General features: G+C 61.5%; 15 protein-coding genes and 1 pseudogene. 9 read left to right on the plus strand and 7 right to left on the minus strand.

From position 1 onward, the window contains the following. Positions 1–71: 71 nt before the first annotated feature. Positions 72–452, minus strand: a complete 381-nt coding sequence (locus POI8812_RS14185; protein WP_108783277.1) for a VOC family protein — start codon at positions 450–452, stop codon at positions 72–74. 114 nt (positions 453–566) lie between these two features. Here POI8812_RS14185 and POI8812_RS14190 point away from each other — a divergent pair, with 114 nt between their 5' ends. From POI8812_RS14190 to POI8812_RS14210, 5 genes are all read left to right on the plus strand, one after another. After that, positions 567–1247 carry a haloacid dehalogenase type II gene (locus tag POI8812_RS14190; RefSeq protein WP_108783278.1) on the plus strand — a complete coding sequence of 227 codons (681 nt, stop codon included), beginning with the start codon at positions 567–569 and terminating at the stop codon, positions 1245–1247. Next, entirely contained in the window at positions 1244–2077 is an 834-nt protein-coding gene (locus POI8812_RS14195) for an alpha/beta fold hydrolase (RefSeq protein ID WP_108783279.1), read from the plus strand. The genes POI8812_RS14190 and POI8812_RS14195 overlap by 4 nt, the downstream gene beginning before the upstream one ends. Further along, positions 2064–3035 carry a threonine ammonia-lyase gene (locus tag POI8812_RS14200; RefSeq protein WP_108783280.1) on the plus strand — a complete coding sequence of 324 codons (972 nt, stop codon included), beginning with the start codon at positions 2064–2066 and terminating at the stop codon, positions 3033–3035. The genes POI8812_RS14195 and POI8812_RS14200 overlap by 14 nt, the downstream gene beginning before the upstream one ends. Further along, positions 3028–4077, plus strand: a complete 1050-nt coding sequence (locus POI8812_RS14205) for an NAD(P)/FAD-dependent oxidoreductase (RefSeq protein WP_108783758.1) — start codon at positions 3028–3030, stop codon at positions 4075–4077. Before POI8812_RS14200 ends, POI8812_RS14205 begins: the two co-directional genes overlap by 8 nt. Before the next feature lie 77 nt (positions 4078–4154). Beyond that, on the plus strand, positions 4155–4736 hold the full coding sequence (locus tag POI8812_RS14210) for a DUF937 domain-containing protein (protein WP_108783281.1): 582 nt from the start codon (positions 4155–4157) through the stop codon (positions 4734–4736). Between the two features lie 34 nt (positions 4737–4770). On the opposite strand, the gene POI8812_RS14215 is transcribed toward POI8812_RS14210, so the two are convergent. Beyond that, the gene (locus POI8812_RS14215) at positions 4771–5754 is read right to left on the minus strand and encodes a 2-hydroxyacid dehydrogenase (RefSeq protein ID WP_108783282.1); all 984 of its coding nucleotides are present in this window, start codon (positions 5752–5754) and stop codon (positions 4771–4773) included. Positions 5755–5830: 76 nt separating this feature from the next. Here POI8812_RS14215 and POI8812_RS14220 point away from each other — a divergent pair, with 76 nt between their 5' ends. Further along, positions 5831–6313, plus strand: a complete 483-nt coding sequence (locus POI8812_RS14220) for an SH3 domain-containing protein (RefSeq protein ID WP_108783283.1) — start codon at positions 5831–5833, stop codon at positions 6311–6313. A gap of 97 nt (positions 6314–6410) precedes the next feature. Here the strand turns inward: POI8812_RS14220 and miaB are convergent, their stop codons facing one another. Then, positions 6411–7736: a tRNA (N6-isopentenyl adenosine(37)-C2)-methylthiotransferase MiaB gene (miaB, locus tag POI8812_RS14225; RefSeq protein ID WP_108783284.1), complete on the minus strand. Its 1326-nt coding sequence runs from the start codon at positions 7734–7736 to the stop codon at positions 6411–6413. Between the two features lie 105 nt (positions 7737–7841). After that, complete coding sequence (locus POI8812_RS14230; protein WP_108783285.1) at positions 7842–8255, minus strand: Ros/MucR family transcriptional regulator; 414 nt, start codon at positions 8253–8255, stop codon at positions 7842–7844. A 233-nt stretch (positions 8256–8488) separates the two neighbouring features. On the opposite strand from POI8812_RS14230, the gene POI8812_RS14235 reads away from it, so the two are divergent. Continuing rightward, on the plus strand, positions 8489–9346 hold the full coding sequence (locus POI8812_RS14235) for a hypothetical protein (RefSeq protein ID WP_108783286.1): 858 nt from the start codon (positions 8489–8491) through the stop codon (positions 9344–9346). Here the strand turns inward: POI8812_RS14235 and POI8812_RS14240 are convergent. Together POI8812_RS14240 and POI8812_RS14245 are read right to left on the minus strand one after the other, a co-directional pair. Next, positions 9343–10722: an MATE family efflux transporter gene (locus POI8812_RS14240; RefSeq protein WP_108783287.1), complete on the minus strand. Its 1380-nt coding sequence runs from the start codon at positions 10720–10722 to the stop codon at positions 9343–9345. The genes POI8812_RS14235 and POI8812_RS14240 overlap by 4 nt on opposite strands. Beyond that, a complete protein-coding gene (locus POI8812_RS14245; RefSeq protein WP_108783759.1) occupies positions 10719–12725 on the minus strand; it encodes a M3 family metallopeptidase in 2007 nt (668 codons plus the stop codon). The genes POI8812_RS14240 and POI8812_RS14245 overlap by 4 nt, the downstream gene beginning before the upstream one ends. Before the next feature lie 66 nt (positions 12726–12791). On the opposite strand from POI8812_RS14245, the gene POI8812_RS14250 reads away from it, so the two are divergent. Then, complete coding sequence (locus POI8812_RS14250) at positions 12792–13220, plus strand: tetratricopeptide repeat protein (RefSeq protein ID WP_146186178.1); 429 nt, start codon at positions 12792–12794, stop codon at positions 13218–13220. A gap of 120 nt (positions 13221–13340) precedes the next feature. Beyond that, on the plus strand, positions 13341–15830 hold the full coding sequence (locus POI8812_RS14255; RefSeq protein WP_108783289.1) for a GcvT family protein: 2490 nt from the start codon (positions 13341–13343) through the stop codon (positions 15828–15830). 163 nt (positions 15831–15993) lie between these two features. Here the strand turns inward: POI8812_RS14255 and POI8812_RS14260 are convergent. Continuing rightward, positions 15994–16752 (minus strand): annotated as a pseudogene (locus POI8812_RS14260) (HesA/MoeB/ThiF family protein); the annotation flags it as partial. Position 16753 lies beyond the last annotated feature (1 nt).

The raw sequence follows: 16753 nt of genomic DNA on the forward strand, positions 1-16753 counted from the left end.
CCCGAAATATCCCCGCCGGAGGCGCAGGCTAGCCACTGGCGGGACATGGGTATTTGAGCCAATCCGAAACGTCAGGACGGCGTCATAAGGCCGATCGTCGCCCCTGCCGGATCCATCAGGATCGCGACCCGCCCCACTTCGGGCACGTCCCACGGTGCCCGGACGACCGTCGCGCCATGTTTTACCGCATCCGCGCATGTGGCGTCGATATCGTCGACGGCCAGATAGGTCGCCCAGTGCGGGGGCACGTCGGCCATCAGCGGCTCGTCCTTCATGTCAAACAGGCCGCAGATCATCTGTTCGCCCAGCATCGCGCAGTGGTAGGTGCCGCCCCCCTCCATCGGCATTTCCGCATAGGTCCAGCCGCACGCATCAGCGTAAAAGGCTTTCGCCGTCTCGATGTCGCGGGTGGCGAGTTCTGTCCAGTGGATGGTGCCGTGGGTGTCGGTCATTGTGCTCTCCCTTTTTCCGATAGCATATCACAAGGGGCTCAATTGTGGTGCAGACAATCCCGCCGTTGCCCTCTGCCGGTTGATTGCGCAGTTTGGGCAGGAGGAGGGCCGACCATGCCGATCACGACCTGTATCTTTGACGCCTACGGCACATTGTTCGACGTCTCCGCCGCCGCGCGGGAGTTGGCCGGGCAGGAGGGGCATGCGGATCTGGCCGCGTGTTGGCAGAAGGTTGCGGCAGATTGGCGGCTCAAACAACTCGAATACACCTGGTTGCGCGCCACCGCAGGACGCCATGCAGATTTCTGGCAGGTGACGCAAGATGGCCTCGATTTCGCACTTGAGGCGTCATCGTTGACCCGGGCGGAGACGCGGCAGGCCTTGCTCGACCTCTATTGGGAGCTTTCGGCCTATCCCGAAGTGCCCGGCATGTTGGCCGCGCTGAAATCGAAGGGCTTGGCCACGGGCATCCTGTCAAACGGGACGCCTGCCATGCTGAGCGGTGCAGTGGAGAGTGCCGGGATCGGCGACCGGCTCGATCATGTTCTGAGTGTCGAAGATGTCGGCGTCTTCAAGCCTGCCGATGTGGTCTATGACATGGTGGGCCAGGCCTATGGATGCGCGCGCGACGAGGTGCTGTTCGTCAGCTCAAACGGGTGGGATGCGGCAGCCGCATCCGGCTATGGGTTCAAGACCGTCTGGGTCAATCGCGCGGGCATGCCACAGGATCGTCTGTGGGCCGCACCGGACGTCGTATTGAGCGACCTCACCACCATTCCGGAGATTGTGGGATGAAGCATTTTCAATCGAGCGATGGTTTGTCGCTGGCCTATGATGATCAGGGGGATGGGGTCCCGGTACTGTGCCTTGCGGGGCTGACACGAAATATGGACGATTTCAAACCGTTCATGGCCGTGACTTCTGGCGTGCGGATCATCCGGCTCGACACGCGCGGCCGGGGCGGATCGGATCATGATCCCAATCCGATTGAGGGCTATACCTTGCCTGTTGAGGCGCGTGACGCTGTCGAGCTGCTCGATCACCTAAGTCTGGAGAAGGCCGTTGTCGTCGGCACCTCTCGCGGTGGGCTGATCGCCATGCTTCTTGCGATGAGTGTGAAGGACCGGCTTGCGGGTGTACTGCTCAACGATATCGGACCAGTGCTTGAGGATGGCGCGCTGGATGTGATCAAGGACTATCTGGGTCGACGGCCAGCAGCACGGACCTATGCCGAAGCCGGGGCGGGATTGGCGCAGTTCTATTCTGCAAGCTTTCCAGAGGTGACCGCGGCAGAATGGGCCGGACATGCCCGCGCGATGTATGGGCAGGGTGAGGATGGCCTGACGCTACGTTATGATCCTGCGCTGCGCGAGGCGGTCATGGCCGGGGGCGCGGTGCCCGACCTCTGGCCCCTTTTCAACGCGCTGGACGGCCTTCCGCTCGCAGCCCTGCGGGGCGCGCATTCCGATTTGCTGAGTGCCGAGACCTTTGCTGCGATGCAGGCCGCTCGCCCCGATATGATTGCGGCCACGGTACCCGGACGCGGGCACGTCCCGTTTCTGGATGAGCCAGAAGCGCAAGCGGTCTTGAAGGGATTGATGGAGAAAGTCGATGAGCACAGTTGAGCAGGTCCGCAAGGCGGCCGAGGTTCTGACCGGTGTTGCCCGGCGCACGCCGCTTTTGACCTCCCCCTTTCTGGATGAGATCGCCGGGCGGCGGGTCTTTCTGAAGGCCGAGTGTTTGCAGCATACGGGCAGTTTCAAGTTTCGCGGGGCGTGGTTCGCGCTGTCTCAAATCCCGGCAGAGCAGCGTGCGCGCGGGGTGATCGCGTTTTCTTCCGGCAATCACGCGCAGGGCGTCGCCAATGCCGCACGTGCGGCGGGGGTCCCGTCGGTTATCATCATGCCCGCCGATGCACCGGCGCTGAAGATCGCCAACACGCGTGCGCTGGGCGCAGAGGTCGTGCTTTATGACCGGGAAACCGAAGATCGCGATGAAATCGGCGCGCGCCTCGCCGCTGAACGAAGCCTGACGCTGATCAAACCCTTCGATGATCCCAATGTGATTGCCGGACAGGGTACGGTGGGATTGGAGCTGCGCGAACAGGCAGCCGAGGCCGGGATTGAGAGCGCGGATGTTCTGGTGTGCTGTGGCGGTGGTGGGTTGACCAGCGGGATCGCCCTCGGCCTCGACGGTACGGACCTGACCGTGCGCCCGGTCGAGCCGGAGGGATTTGACGACGTCTCGCGCTCTCTCCGTTCTGGTGGGATCGAGCGGAACAATCGGATGAGCGGGTCCCTGTGCGACGCGATCATCACACCGCAGCCGGGCGATATCACATTCCCCATTCTGAAGGCGCACTGCGGCGCGGGTCTGGTGATCAGTGACGAGGAAGCGCTGCGGGCCATTGCGCTGGCCTTTCAGCGGCTGAAGGTCGTGATTGAACCGGGCGGCGCGGTGGCATTGGCGGCAGCGCTGTTTCGCGCGGATCAGATCGAAGGCGACGCCGTGATCTGTGTCGCGACCGGCGGCAATGTCGATGCGGCGGTTTTCGCCCGCGCGCTCGATACGCTTGATGCCTAAGGTCGTCATCATCGGGGGCGGAATCGCGGGCCTTTCGCTTGCGGCGGAATTGGCCGGTCAGGCAGAGGTTGTGGTTCTCGAGCGTGAGGCCCATCCCGGCATGCACGCCACAGGCCGATCTGCGGCCCTATTCGTCGAGAATTATGGCAATTCAGCCATTCGCACGCTGAACCGTGCCAGTCGGTCGGGGTTGCAGCCCTATTTGAAGCAACGGGGCGTTTTATTCGTCGCCTCAGCGGAGGAACAGGACGCGCTCGATGGGCACCTTGCAGAGAGTGCGGGCATGGTTGAGATCAGCGTGCAGAAGGCGCTGGGCCACTTTCCGATCCTGAACGGCGCGCGGTTCAGCCGGGCCGCCTATGAAGAGGATGCCAGCGACATTGATGTGGATGCCTTGATGGGCCAACACCGCCGGTCATTGCGTGCGAGCGTCGGCCGCATCGCCACCCGCACAGAGGTCATTGCGCTGTCGCCGTCTCGCAACGGTTGGGATGTGGTGACGGCTGATCGGACCTATCGCGCCGATATCGTGGTGAATGCTGCGGGTGCTTGGGCGGATGAGGTTGCCCAGCTTGCCGGGATCACACCGCTCGGGCTGACACCGCTGCGCCGGTCGGCTGCGATCCTGCCCGCGCCGGGCGGTCACGATGTGTCGCGCTGGCCCATGGCGCTGTCTGCTTCTGAGACATGGTATGCAAAGCCGGAGGCCGGTCGCCTTATGGTTTCCCCCGCGGAGGAGGACCCCGTTGCCCCGATGGATGCCTGGCCGGATGACATGGTTTTGGCCGAGGGGCTGGATCGCTATGCACAGGCTGTGACCGAACCGGTGACGCGGGTTGAGCGCAGCTGGGCCGGGTTGCGCACCTTTGCGCCAGACCGCACGCCGGTCCTGGGCTGGGGCGCATCGGGGTTCTTCTGGTGCGCCGGGCAGGGGGGATACGGGGTTCAAACCTCGCCAGAGATGGCGCGGCTGGCCGCGCAGGCGATCCTGCACGATAGCGACCTTCCCGCAGAACTGGATGTTGCGCGTTTCTTAAACTGACTGGCTGGCATTGCCGGCCTTAACCTTGCACTCTGCAACCAACCCTATGGTGGACAATTTCGGAGTGGGAGAAACAGATGTCTTCATTGATGAACATGTTGCAGGGCGCGGGTGGTGGTCAGGGCCTTGCACAGCTGGGGCAGCAATTTGGGCTGGACCGTGCTCAGGTAGAAAACCTCACCTCCATGCTGGCCCCCGCGCTTGGGCAAGCGACAGCCGCGCAGGCGCGTGCGGGCAATGATGAAACGGTGCTGCGCCAGATCGAGGGATCAGGACTTGCGGGTCTTTTGGACCGGCCGGAAGCTGCCGCAGATGAGGGCGTGCGTGCGCAGGGTGAATCGTTCCTGTCGTCCATTCTGGATGGTGGTGCGCGCGGCACGCTGGAAGCGCGAGCGGCGGAGCAAAGCTCGGTCTCGCCCGACACGGTGGCCAGTTTCCTTCCGGCACTTGCAGCAATGGTTCAGGGCGCGATGCAGCAGCAGGTTCCCGATGATGAGATTACGGCAGAGCGGTCGCGTTCCGGTGGCCTCGGCGATCTGCTTGGCGGATTGAGCGGTCAGCAGCAGGGCGGTGCGCTGGGCGGGCTGATGAACATGCTCGATCAGGACAATGACGGCAGCCCCATCGATGATGTGCTGGGCATGTTTGGCCGTCGTTAAATGTAAAAAGGGGGCCCGTGCGGCCCTCTTTTCGTCACAGCATTGATGGCACGACCAGATCAGGCGGGCGGTGACCGTCAGCAAAGGTCTTGATGTTGATGATCACCTTTTCGCCCATCTCGATACGCCCCTCGACTGTCGCCGATCCCATATGCGGCAGTAACAACACATTGGGCAGGTCGATCAGGCGGGGATTGACGCTGGCCCCATGCTCGAACACGTCGAGACCTGCGCCCGCCAGCTCTCCATTGCGCAGCGCGCGGGTCAGGGCATTCTCATCGATCACCTCTCCCCGCGCGGTGTTGATCACGCAGGCCGTCGGCTTCATCAGCTTCAGGCGGCGGGCGTTGAGCAGGTGAAAGGTTGCCGGAGTGTGGGGCGCGTTCACGCTTAACACATCCACCCGCGCCAACATCTGATCGAGACTTTCCCAATAGCGCGCCTCCAGAGGGCGTTCGATATCGGCGTGCAGGCGCCGGCGGTTGTGATAGTGCACCTGCATCCCAAAGGCCTTGGCCCGCTGGGCGACGGCCTGTCCGATCCGCCCCATGCCAAGGATGCCAAGTCGCTTGCCGCCGACCCGGTGACCCATCAGTGCCATCGGGCTCCACCCGGTCCAGTCGCCCGATTGCATCAGGTTCACACCTTCTTTCATCCGGCGTGTGACCCCCAGGATCAGGGCCATGGTCATGTCAGCCGTATCATCGGTCAGCACGCCGGGGGTGTTGGACACCTGAATGCCGCGTGCGCGCGCCGTTTCCACATCAATATGATCCACGCCCGCACCGTAATTCGCGATGAGCTTCAGGTTCTCAGCTCCGGCCAGCATGCCGGCGTCGATCTTATCACCCAGCGTGGGAACCAGCACATCCGCGCGCGATACTGCATCGGCCAGGGCATCGCGGCTCATCGGCTTGTCGCTTTCGCACAGCTCAACCTCGAACAGTTCGGCCAGGCGTGTTTCGACCGGTTCGGGCAAGCGTCGCGTTACGACAACTTTCGGTGCCTGATCTGCCATAGATCCCCCCTTTGGACGTGATTTTCCGTTTTGCCCAGCTTAGGGTCAGGCCCGCACGAATTGAACCGGAAACACGATGCGCCTGACGTTGATTTTGCTGATCACCCTTCTGGTCCAGCCGCTGACCGCGCAGGAGATCGGCCCGGAAACCGGATTGAGCATGCCACGGTTCGTCAGTCTGAAAGCCGCCTCCGCGAATGTGCGCCGTGGACCGAACCTGACCCATAGAATTGACTGGCGCTATCTTCACCGCGGCACGCCGCTGATGGTGATCGCGGAGTTCGACAACTGGCGCAATGTGCGCGACGTGGATGGGCAGGGCGGCTGGGTCCACTTCTCGCTGCTGTCGGGCAACCGCACGCTTCTGGTCCGCAGCCAAGACCTGACGATCCATGCCCAGCCCAGCGTGGATGCGCGGATAATTGCCCGGGCACAGGCTGGCGCGATTCTGCGCCTCGTCGAATGTCCCGATGACTGGTGCCTGGTCACGGCGGACGGGCACGAGGGCTATGCGCCTGCAGATGGTGTATGGGGCAGCGACCGCGATCTGCCTCAGTAGTCACGACGACTGCAACGGATTGGCGGTGACCAATCCGGCCACGAAAAGCGTCTGACTTCTTCTTGGGTCAAATATCCCCGCCGGAGGCCGCCGGACGTTAGATCGCTTCCCCGGCCAGGGAATTGGGGTTGGATCGGACGATGCGGGTCTGGATGATCTGACCCACTGTGTCGGGCGCCGCGTCCAGGTGGACGGCCTGCAGATAGGGGGATTTTCCGATCATCTGACCGGGCTCGCGCCCCTCTTTCTCGATCAGGATCGGCAGGGTCTTACCGACCTGAGCCTGTTGGAAGTCGCGCTGATGCTCGGTCAGCAAAGCCTGCAGGCGCGCCAACCGCTCCGATGCGACCTCGTCGGAGACAAATGTCCGACCGGAGGCTGGCGTGCCGGGACGCGGGGAGTACTTGAAGCTGAACGCAGCGGCGTAGCGGACCTCGCGGCACAGCGCCAACGTGTCTTCGAAATCTGCATCGCTCTCACCGGGGAAGCCGACGATGAAATCGCCTGAGAGGGCAATGTCTGGGCGAGCGGCGCGGATACGCTCAAGCAATCGCAGATAGCTCTCAGCGGTATGTTTGCGGTTCATGCCTTTCAATACACTGTCGGAGCCGGCCTGAACGGGCAGATGCAGATAGGGCATCAGCTTCTCGACCTCGCCATGCGCTTCGATCAGGTCGTCGGTCATGTCATTGGGGTGGGAGGTGGTATAACGAATGCGCTCCAACCCGTCGATCTTGGCCAGTTCGCGAACCAGACGGGCCAGCGACCAGTCGCCCCCCTCTCCGGCACCATGATAGGCATTCACATTCTGGCCCAGCAGCGTCACCTCGCACACGCCCCGTTCCACAAGGTCGCGCGCCTCGGCCAGCAGGCGGGGCGCAGGGCGGGAGACTTCAGCACCGCGCGTATACGGCACGACACAGAAGGCGCAGAATTTGTCACAACCTTCCTGAACTGTGAGGAAGGCCGCAGGGGCGCGGCGCATTTTCGGACCACGCGGGCTGGGCAGATGGTCGAACTTGTCTTCCTCGGGGAATTCGGTGTCGAGCGCCTTCTGCCCGGTACGGGTCTTTGCCTCCATCTCTGGCAGGCGATGATAGGCTTGCGGGCCAACGACCAAATCGACGACGGGCGCCCGGCGCATGATCTCTTCCCCTTCGGCCTGTGCCACACAGCCCGCGACACCGATCTTTAGGTCGGGATTGGCGTCTTTGAGTGGTCGCAGGCGGCCCAACTCGGAATAGACCTTCTCCGCCGCCTTTTCCCGAATGTGGCAGGTATTGAGCAGGATCATATCCGCGTTTGAGGGATCGTCCGTTTCTTCATAGCCTGATTGCCCCAGCGCACCGGCCATCCGCTCACTGTCATAGACGTTCATCTGACAGCCATAGGTCTTCACGAAGAGCTTCTTGGTCTCGGACATGAGCGGTCCCTCAAACTACAGTCGGCACAAACGAAAGCGGCGTGGCCGTCCCTTGCCACGCCGCCTCCATTACTGCCCTGCGGCCCCCGCCGCAAGGTTGTCGGATCAGGACTTGGGCTTGCGGCCCAGACCGTTTTCCTTTGCCAGCTGTTTACGCTTCTTGGAATAGTTCGGCGCAACCATCGGGTAATCGGCCTTCAGGCCCCATTTTGCACGATAGTCTTCGGGGGTCATGTCGTATGCTGTCTTGAGGTGACGGCGCAGCATCTTCAGCTTTCGACCATCTTCGAGGCAGATGATGTAATCGTCGGTGATCGACTTCTTGATCGGCACTGCGGGCACCAGCTCAACCTGTTCTTCCACAGTGTCCGAAGACAGATCATTGAGCTTTGTATAAACCGTCTCGATCAGGTTTGGCAGATCGACAGTCGCCACAGGATTGTTTGAGACATGCGAAGATACAATCTCAGACGTCAGGGCCAACAGCTCTGTCCGGTCAATGGTTGCAGTTTCACTCATGTGAGTTCCTTCCAATAGCGCCCAAATTTGCCCCCCTTGACTGCCGCTGGACGCAAGAAGCACTGCCAAGGTTAGGAGTAGATAGACCTAAAACAACTGTGCCTGCAATCGGTTACTTGTACATTGATGCTCAATTTATTGAGTATTTAGTATAGTAACGCGACGGTAATTGCTGTGCCTTCCGTGTTTCGTAGTGCTTGCGAACAGGGCGGTTTGCGCCCATCAAGGGGCGCATGAGAACCGTTGCTGCCGATGATCCCCTTTCAGCGCTGGACGTGCCAGGACGTGGTCCGGTCTGTCTGATCTTTGCTGAGGATGAGACTGATGTTGTCGCGACGGCGCAGCATCACGCTGCACTCGGCTTCGATCATGTGCTTCTCTTTTACAAAGGGCAGATTGCAGAGGCGATGGGGGGCTTGCCCAACCTTACCGTCATTCCACGTCCCGTGCCCAACAGGCTGACCGCGATTGAGTTGCTCAATAGCCTTATGGGCAAACTTTCCGGGCGCTGGGTCTGTTATCTCTTCAACTCCGAGTATCTCTTCTACCCTTACATGAAGACCCGCGGCGTCGCGGATCTTGCAGGGTTCATGGAGGAGGAGCGGCGGCAGGCGATATTCACCTACGTGATTGACCTCTATGCCCAAGATCTCGAACAGTACCCCGATGCAGTGGACCGGCAGAGCGCGCATTTCGATGGCTCGGGCTATTACGGGTTTCAGCGCTTTAGCGGGCCAGAGGCGCTCGACCGTCAATATGACATTTTCGGTGGGTTAGGGTGGCGATATGAGGAGTTCATTCCGTGGGAGCGGCGGCGAATAGACCGTATCGCGTTCTTCCGCGCCATCGACGGATTGCGGCTTGATGAGAACCTGCACCTCAACGAGCCTGAGATGAACACGATTTCCTGCCCGTGGCACAACAATGTGACGATTGCGCTTATGTCATTCCGGGTTGCGAAATCGTTGAAACGCAATCCTGGTTCGATGTTCGACATCGAAAGCTTCATGTGGCGCCAATCGGTCAAGTTTGATTGGACGCCAGAACAATTGCTGGAACACGGCCTGATCGAAGCAGGGCAGTGGTTCTAAGCCACGCCCTTTCTGGTCCACAGGGTGATGTCGCTGCGGCGAACGGTGCGGATCAGAAAGATCAGTGACAGGATCGCGCCGCTTCCCGCTGCTACCAGCAGCGCCAGCCATACGCCTGTCGGGCCCATGTCCAGCGGTCCAGTGAACAGCCAGATCAGCAGAAGCAGCGCCAATCCCTGTCGCCAGAGTCCGATGAAAAGCGGCACAAGGGGGCGCTTGAAACCTTGCAGCACGTTCTGGGCAATGAAAACCACGGCAAAGAAGGGCAGCGCCCCGGACAGCACGCGCAAATAGGCCACGACGTTCGAGACAACCGCGTCCTCGTCATTGAACAGGCGGGCGATCGGCTCTGCCGCGAGCCAGATCAGGATGATGCTCAACCCGACGAAGCCGAAAGCGATGGCCGCAACTTGTTGGATGGCTTGTCGGATGCGATTTGGCTGATCGGCGCCACGGTTCTGCGCGGTCAGCGGCAACAGTGCAGTGGTCAGGCCGATCACCGGCAGCAGCAGCAGTTGCTGGAGGCGCAGGCCAACCCCGTAGGCGGCCACAACCTGTTCCCCGAAGTCCCGCAGGAAAAACTGACAGATCACGCCCGCCAATACGCTGACTGAAACGGTTCCGGCAGCCGGGCCCACTTGTTTAAGAAGTTCGAACATCCGTGCCATATCCGGCACGAAGTCGCGCCAACTCGTGCCCTGCATCACGTCAGAGCGCATTGCCCTCCACGCCACAAACAACAGCATCCCTGACTGCGCCGCGATGGTTGCAAGTGCGATTCCATTCAGACCAAACCCCGGCCAAAGTCCGGGCGCGCCCCAGATGAACAGCGGGTTCAATCCGATATTGGCCAGCATCGCGCCGCCCTGCGCGCGCTCTTGCGTCACGTTGTTTCCCTGAGCGGTCAAAATCCCGGCGAAGGCGTTCGACAGCACAAAGCCTGGTGCAGCGAGCAGCATGAGCTGTGCAAAGGTTACGGCTTCATTGACGTAGTCCTGCTCCCCGCCAATGGCGCGGATCAGGGCGGGCAGGCCCCAAAATCCCCCGACCATCGTGACAAGCGTCAGAACTGCCGCCGCGAGGATGCCCTGGACTGCGGCCCGCGCGGCGCCGTCCCCGTCGCCCCCTCCGATCGCGTCACCGACAAAGGCGGACATCCCGATGCGAAAGCCGATCCCGATCGCGATGACCAGAAAGAACACCTGCGCACCCAGTCCCAGACCAGCCTGCGCTGTGGTCGAGATCATGCCCGCGTAAAACGTATCCGTAACGTTGTAGAGCGTAACGAACAGCAGGCTAAGGGCCGCCGGGAGGGCGACGGCCCGCACATGTCCCAAGACGGCGCCTTCGGTCAGATCACGCTCTTGCCCGCTCATGCGTCTGCGAAGCCGCGCCCTTTCAACAACGCCTCCGGCCCGGGCATCTGTCCGCGGAACGCGGTGTAGAGATCTTCGGGAGGACGGGATCCACCGGCGGAATAGATGTGGGCCGCAAGCTTTTCGGCCATCGCCGGATCAAAGGCATTGCCAGTTTCCTTAAACGCCTCGAATGCATCGGCATCCATCACTTCGGACCACATGTAGCTGTAATAGCCTGCCGAATATCCGTCGCCCGCAAAAACGTGGGCGAAATTCGGGGTCGCATGCCGCATGGGGATCGCAGAGGGTTGGCCGATCCGCGCCAGTGTTGCGGCCTGTGCATCCATCGCGTCAGCCGGTGGTTTGCCCGTGTGAAAGTCCAGATCGACCAGGGCCGATGCGACATATTCAACGGTCGCAAAGCCCTGACCGAACGTTTCCGCCGCCAGCAACTTGTCCAGCAGATCACCCGGCAGCGGCTCACCGGTTTCATGATGACGGGCAAAGCTCTCTAACACTGGGCGCTCGCTCAGCCAGTGCTCGTAAAGCTGGCTGGGCAATTCAACGAAATCGCGTGCCACTGATGTGCCCGAGATCAACGGATAGGTGACATCTGACAGAAGGGAATGCAGCGCGTGGCCAAACTCATGGAACAGGGTGCGCGCATCGTCAAAGGTCAAAAGCGACGGATCGCCCTTCGCAAAATTGCACACATTGATGACAATGGGTCGGATGTCTCCTGCCAGCTTCTGCTGCCCCCGGAATCGGGAGCACCATGCCCCCGAACGCTTTGAGGGCCGTGCGAAGTAGTCCCCGATGAACACACCAATATGGGTGTCGCCGCGCACAACCTCCCACGCGCGCGCGTCCTCGTGATAGAGCGGCACATTGAGCGGACGGAAATCGAGGTTGAACAGTTTGCGCGCCACATCGAAAGACGCCTCGATCATGGAATCGAGCGGGAAATAGGGTTTGAGTGCGGCCGCGTCGAAATCATGTTCGCGGGCGCGCAGCTTCTCTTCGTAAAAGCGCCAGTCCCAGCCTTCCAGATCATGGTTTTGACCCGCTTCAGCGATCAGGCCGCGCAATTGCTCTGCATCCCGCTCAGCCTGCGCCTTTGCCGGGCTCCAGACTTTCATCAGAAGATCGCGGACGCGGTCGGGCGTCCCCGCCATCTCGGTCGCCAATTTGAAATGGGCGAAATCATCGAAGCCCAGCAAGGTCGCCTTCTCGTGGCGCAGAGCCAAGATCTCAGCGGCAATCGCGCGATTGTCGGTCTGTCCGCCATTCGCACCACGGGCCGTCCATGCCTTCCACGCGGTTTCGCGCAAGTCTCGGCGGGTGGAGTTCTCTAAAAACGGCACGATGATCGAACGGGAAAGGGTCAATCGGTACCCCTCCCCGCCAGCGGCCACCGACATGGCACGTTTCAGATCATCGGGCAGCCCGGCCAGATCATCGGCCGTCAGGGCCATGCCCCAATCGCGCTCATCGGCCAGCAGATTTTGGGTGAACTGGGTGCCCAGCTTCGCAAGTGCCTGCCCGATTTCCGCAAGGCGTGCCCGATCCGCCTCTGCCAGCGCGGCACCTGCCCGCACGAACGAGCGGTGATAAAGCTCAAGCACACGGGCCTGTTCTTGGTCGAGGCCCAGTTCGCCGACTTTGGACCATAAGGCATCAACACGCGAAAACAGCCTCTGATCCTGAAAGATTTCACTGCTCAGTGCTGACAGGCGCGGCGACAGATCCCGCATCAATGTCTCGATTTCGCTGTCGCTGTCCGTGCCAGACAGATTGTAGAAGACGCCCGCCACCCGGTCGAGCAAAGCGTCGGACTGCTCCAGCGCCTCGATCGTGTTCTCAAAAGTCGGCTCAGCCGCCTGCGTCGCAACCGCCTCGGCCCCGGCCCGCGCTTCATTGATCGCAACGTCGAATGCTTCGGCAAACTGACCGGTCTCGATCTGCTCAAAAGGCGGCATTTGGAACGGCGTGTTCCAGTCTGAGATAAGGGGGTTGGTCAAAGCTGTCATCCTTTAGCGGCTCCGCTTATACCTGTGCACATCCTCTCTTTTGGCAAGGATCAAGTCGTGCGCGGTTATCTTCTGATCCTCCTGGTTGCTCTCCTCGTCTCACCGGCCATGGCCGACTATCCGGATACGGATGAACAGGACTCGATGCTGATCGCGGCACGCGGTCAGATAAACAGCGGTGATGTTGCTGGCGCGATAGAGACGCTGGAACGCCTCGTTCTTTTGCGGCCCGATGATGCGGACGTCCTGTCAGTGCTGGGCTATGCGCATCGGCTGCTGGGAGAGATCGCGCCGTCACGGCGATACTACAATCGTGCATTGGAAGCTGATCCAGACCATCGCGCGGCGCTCTCCTATGCAGGCATCCTCGAATGGACATCTGGCAATCGTGCGCTGGCGCGGCGCTATAGGGCGCGGCTCGCAACGCTGTGCCCGGAGGGCTGTGCGTCCCTGGCCCTATTGGATGACGTGATCGACGCGCACTGATTTGCGTTCCGTGCCCGAAACCGCAAGTCGCAATTCGCGCGTTAACGGTCGCCAGCCCCTCGCCCTGCGCGCGTGGCGTTGGCTACAAAAGAGCCAACACCAGATGCGGGAGTGCGCGTGATGAGAACCCATGCAAGAGCAGTCGTCGTTGGCGGGGGCGCGGTTGGCGCCTCCATCGCCTATCACATGGCCAAAGCGGGCTGGACCGACACGCTGTTGCTGGAGCGCGATGAGCTGACCTCGGGCTCAACATGGCATGCGGCGGGCCTGCTGCCCTATTTCAACATGAGCTACGCGACAACGTGGATCCACGACTACTCCATCAAGTTCTACAAGACCCTTGAGGAGGAGACGGGGCTAAACGCGGGCTTCTCGGTCGTTGGCAACCTGCGCATGGCGCAATCCAAGGCGCGCATGGATGAATACATGCTCTATGCCTCCACGGCAGAGAGTGTGGGCGTGCCCTTTGAATGGATGACCCCCGACCAGATCAAGGAGCGCTGGCCGTTGGTGCGCACCGAAGACCTGGAGGGCGCGATCTATCACCCCACCGATGGCTACATCAATCCGGCGGACGTGACGCAAGCCATGGCCAAGGGTGCGCGCCAGCGCGGGGTGGAAATCATCCGCAAAGTGCAGGTCGATGGGTTCACCCGACGCGGGGATGAGTGGGTCGTCCACTGCCGCCGCATGGTCGAAAAAGGCGGCAACCTGATCGGCGGGGAAGAGTATTTCGACATCACGTGCGAGCACGTCATCACCGCCACCGGCAACCATGCGCAGCGCACGGCAGCGATGGTGAACTGCTACATCCCCGCGATGCCGGTCGAGCATCAGTTCATCGTGACCGAAGAAGATCCGATGCTACAGGAATACCGCAAGCAGAATGCGGAACACCCGGTTTTGCGGGATGCGGATGCGAAATGGTATGTGCGTGAAGAACGCGGCGGCTGGATTCTTGGCCCTTACGAGCGCAACGCGCCTGCCTGCTTCAAACATGGCGTGCCCGACAGCTTCCGGGCTGATCTGTTCCCCTTGGATCTGGAGCGGATCGAAGAAGAATATATGTCGATGATTCACCGCATCCCGTCCTCGGAGAATTGCGGTCTCAAAGACGATTTCAACGGCCCGATCTGCTACACGCCGGACGGCAATCCGCTGATTGGTCCCGCGCCGGGTGTGGAGAATTTCTGGTTCGCCGAAGGATTTTCCTTCGGGATCACTGCGGCAGGCGGTGCGGGGCATTACCTCGCCCAACTCATCACCGAGGGCGAGGCGGAGATCGACATGTGGTCGCTCGATCCGCGCCGTTTCGGCGCCTGGATGAACCGCGAATATGCAGCCGAGAAGAACGAGGAAGCCTACGAACACGTCTACATCCTGCACCACCCCGATGAGGAGCGGGAACGTGCGCGCCCCCTGCGCACAGCGCCCAGCTATGATCGTATGAAGGCGGCAGGCGCACAGTTCGGGCAAGTGAACGGTTGGGAGCGGCCCAACTATTTCGCGCCACAGGGCTTCGACGATCACGCAAGCCGGTCCTTCCGCCGGGGCGGCTGGTGGCAATATGCCGAGGCAGAGGCAAAGGCCGTGCGCGAGGGCGCGGGCCTCTTCGATGCGACCGCCTTCACCAAGCATCGCGTCGCTGGGCCGGGTGCGACCGCCTTCCTCGACTGGCTGACCTGCAACAAGCTGCCCAAAATCGGGCGCATCAACCTGACCTATGGCCTGACCGACGCAGGCACGATCCGCACCGAATTCACCATCGTGCGCGAGGCGGAGGACGAGTATTACGTCGTGACCGCGGGTGCTGCGACGGCCTATGATCACGACTACATGGTCAAAGAAGCGGCCAAAAAGCGTGAGGACTTCGGCTGGATTGAGGTGCAGGACGTGACAACCCAATGGGGCGTCTTTGCCATCGCCGGGCCAAAGTCGCGCGATATCCTGAAAGAGATCATCTCCGCCGCCGACCCTGACACGGCCCTGACCAACAAGGCGTTTCCGTGGCTAAGTGCGAAGCGCATTGACCTTGGCATGGTCCCCGTGAAGGCGATCCGCGTGGCCTATACCGGCGAGCTTGGCTGGGAACTGCACCACCCGATCGAGATGCAGAACCATCTGTTCGATCTTCTGATGAAAGCAGGTGAGAAACACGGCCTCAAATTGTGCGGCGCGCGCGCGCAGAACTGGCTGCGGCAGGAAAAGAGCTACCGCGCCTTCGGCTCAGACCTTGGCCGCGATGCGACACCGCTGGAAGCGGGGCTCGACCGCTTCGTCGATATGGACAAAGACTATCGCGGCAAACAGGCGATGCTCGATACTGGGATCCGCGCGAAATGCGTCACGCTGTTGATCGACGGCCCCGCGGACGCCGATCCCTGGGGGCGCGAGGCCCTGCTGGACGGTGACCAAATGATTGGACGCCTCACCTCCGGCGGCTACTCGGTCGCTTTCGGCAAATCCATCGGCATCGGCTACGTGAAACCGGACCTCGCCGAGGTCGGTAAGAAACTGAAAGTGCGCATGTTCCGGGAGCTCTATGACGCAGAGATCGTCGAAGACAGCCCCTATGATCCAAAGAACGAGACCATTCGTGCAAATGGCTGAGGATGCCACCTGAAAACACGCTTCCGCCCTGCCGGGCGGAGGTATTTGTAAGAGCAAAGTTGGGGACGAAGCGCGTTATATCCGGCGTTAAATCTGAGAGTCCGGGCCGAATGTGCTGCACTTTGCTCTGACAATACCTCGGGGTGAATGACCCCGAATGGGGTCAGAGGGGCAGCGCCCCATGGCACGCCGGACAATCCGTGCGTCGTTCGATCGTGATCGTGCGATGCTCGGCATAGAGGGCATCATGCAGCAGCAGCCGCCCCCGCAGCGGCGCGCCGGCGCCGGTCAGGTGTTTGACTGCCTCCATCGCCATCATGGATCCCATGACGCCGCCGAGCGCCCCGATCACGCCAGCTTCTGCGCAGCTGGGGGCGAGCCCCGCCTCTGGAGCCTCAGGAAAGACGCACTCATAGCAGGGACCGCCGCGGGCAGGGTCATAGAGGCTGAGTTGTCCCTCCCATTGCGTCATCGCGGCAGAGATCAACGGTCGCCCGGCGGCCACACAGGTGCGGTTCACAAGATAGCGTGTCGCAAAATTATCCGTGCCATCCAGTACGAGGTCATAGCCGTCGATGATCTCGCCCGCACTGGTCCCATCTAGCTGGACGTCGTGCCCCTCGACCGCTACATGGGGGTTGAGCCGCGCGATATGCCGCGCCGCGCTTTCCACCTTCGGGGTTCCCACGGCTTGTGTGTCATGGATGATCTGGCGCTGCAGATTTGACAGGCTCACGTGATCATCGTCGATCAGGCCAAGCGTTCCGATGCCCGCAGCGGCGAGGTACATCGCCGCTGGTGCGCCCAGCCCGCCGACGCCCACGATCAGCACCCGCGCGGCCTTCAGCTGTGCCTGTCCCGGGCCGCCCACCTCGCGCAAGACGATATGGCGAGCATACCGCTCCAGTTCTTCGGGGGAGAAG

Source organism: Pontivivens insulae, assembly GCF_900302495.1.
Lineage (GTDB): Bacteria > Pseudomonadota > Alphaproteobacteria > Rhodobacterales > Rhodobacteraceae > Pontivivens > Pontivivens insulae.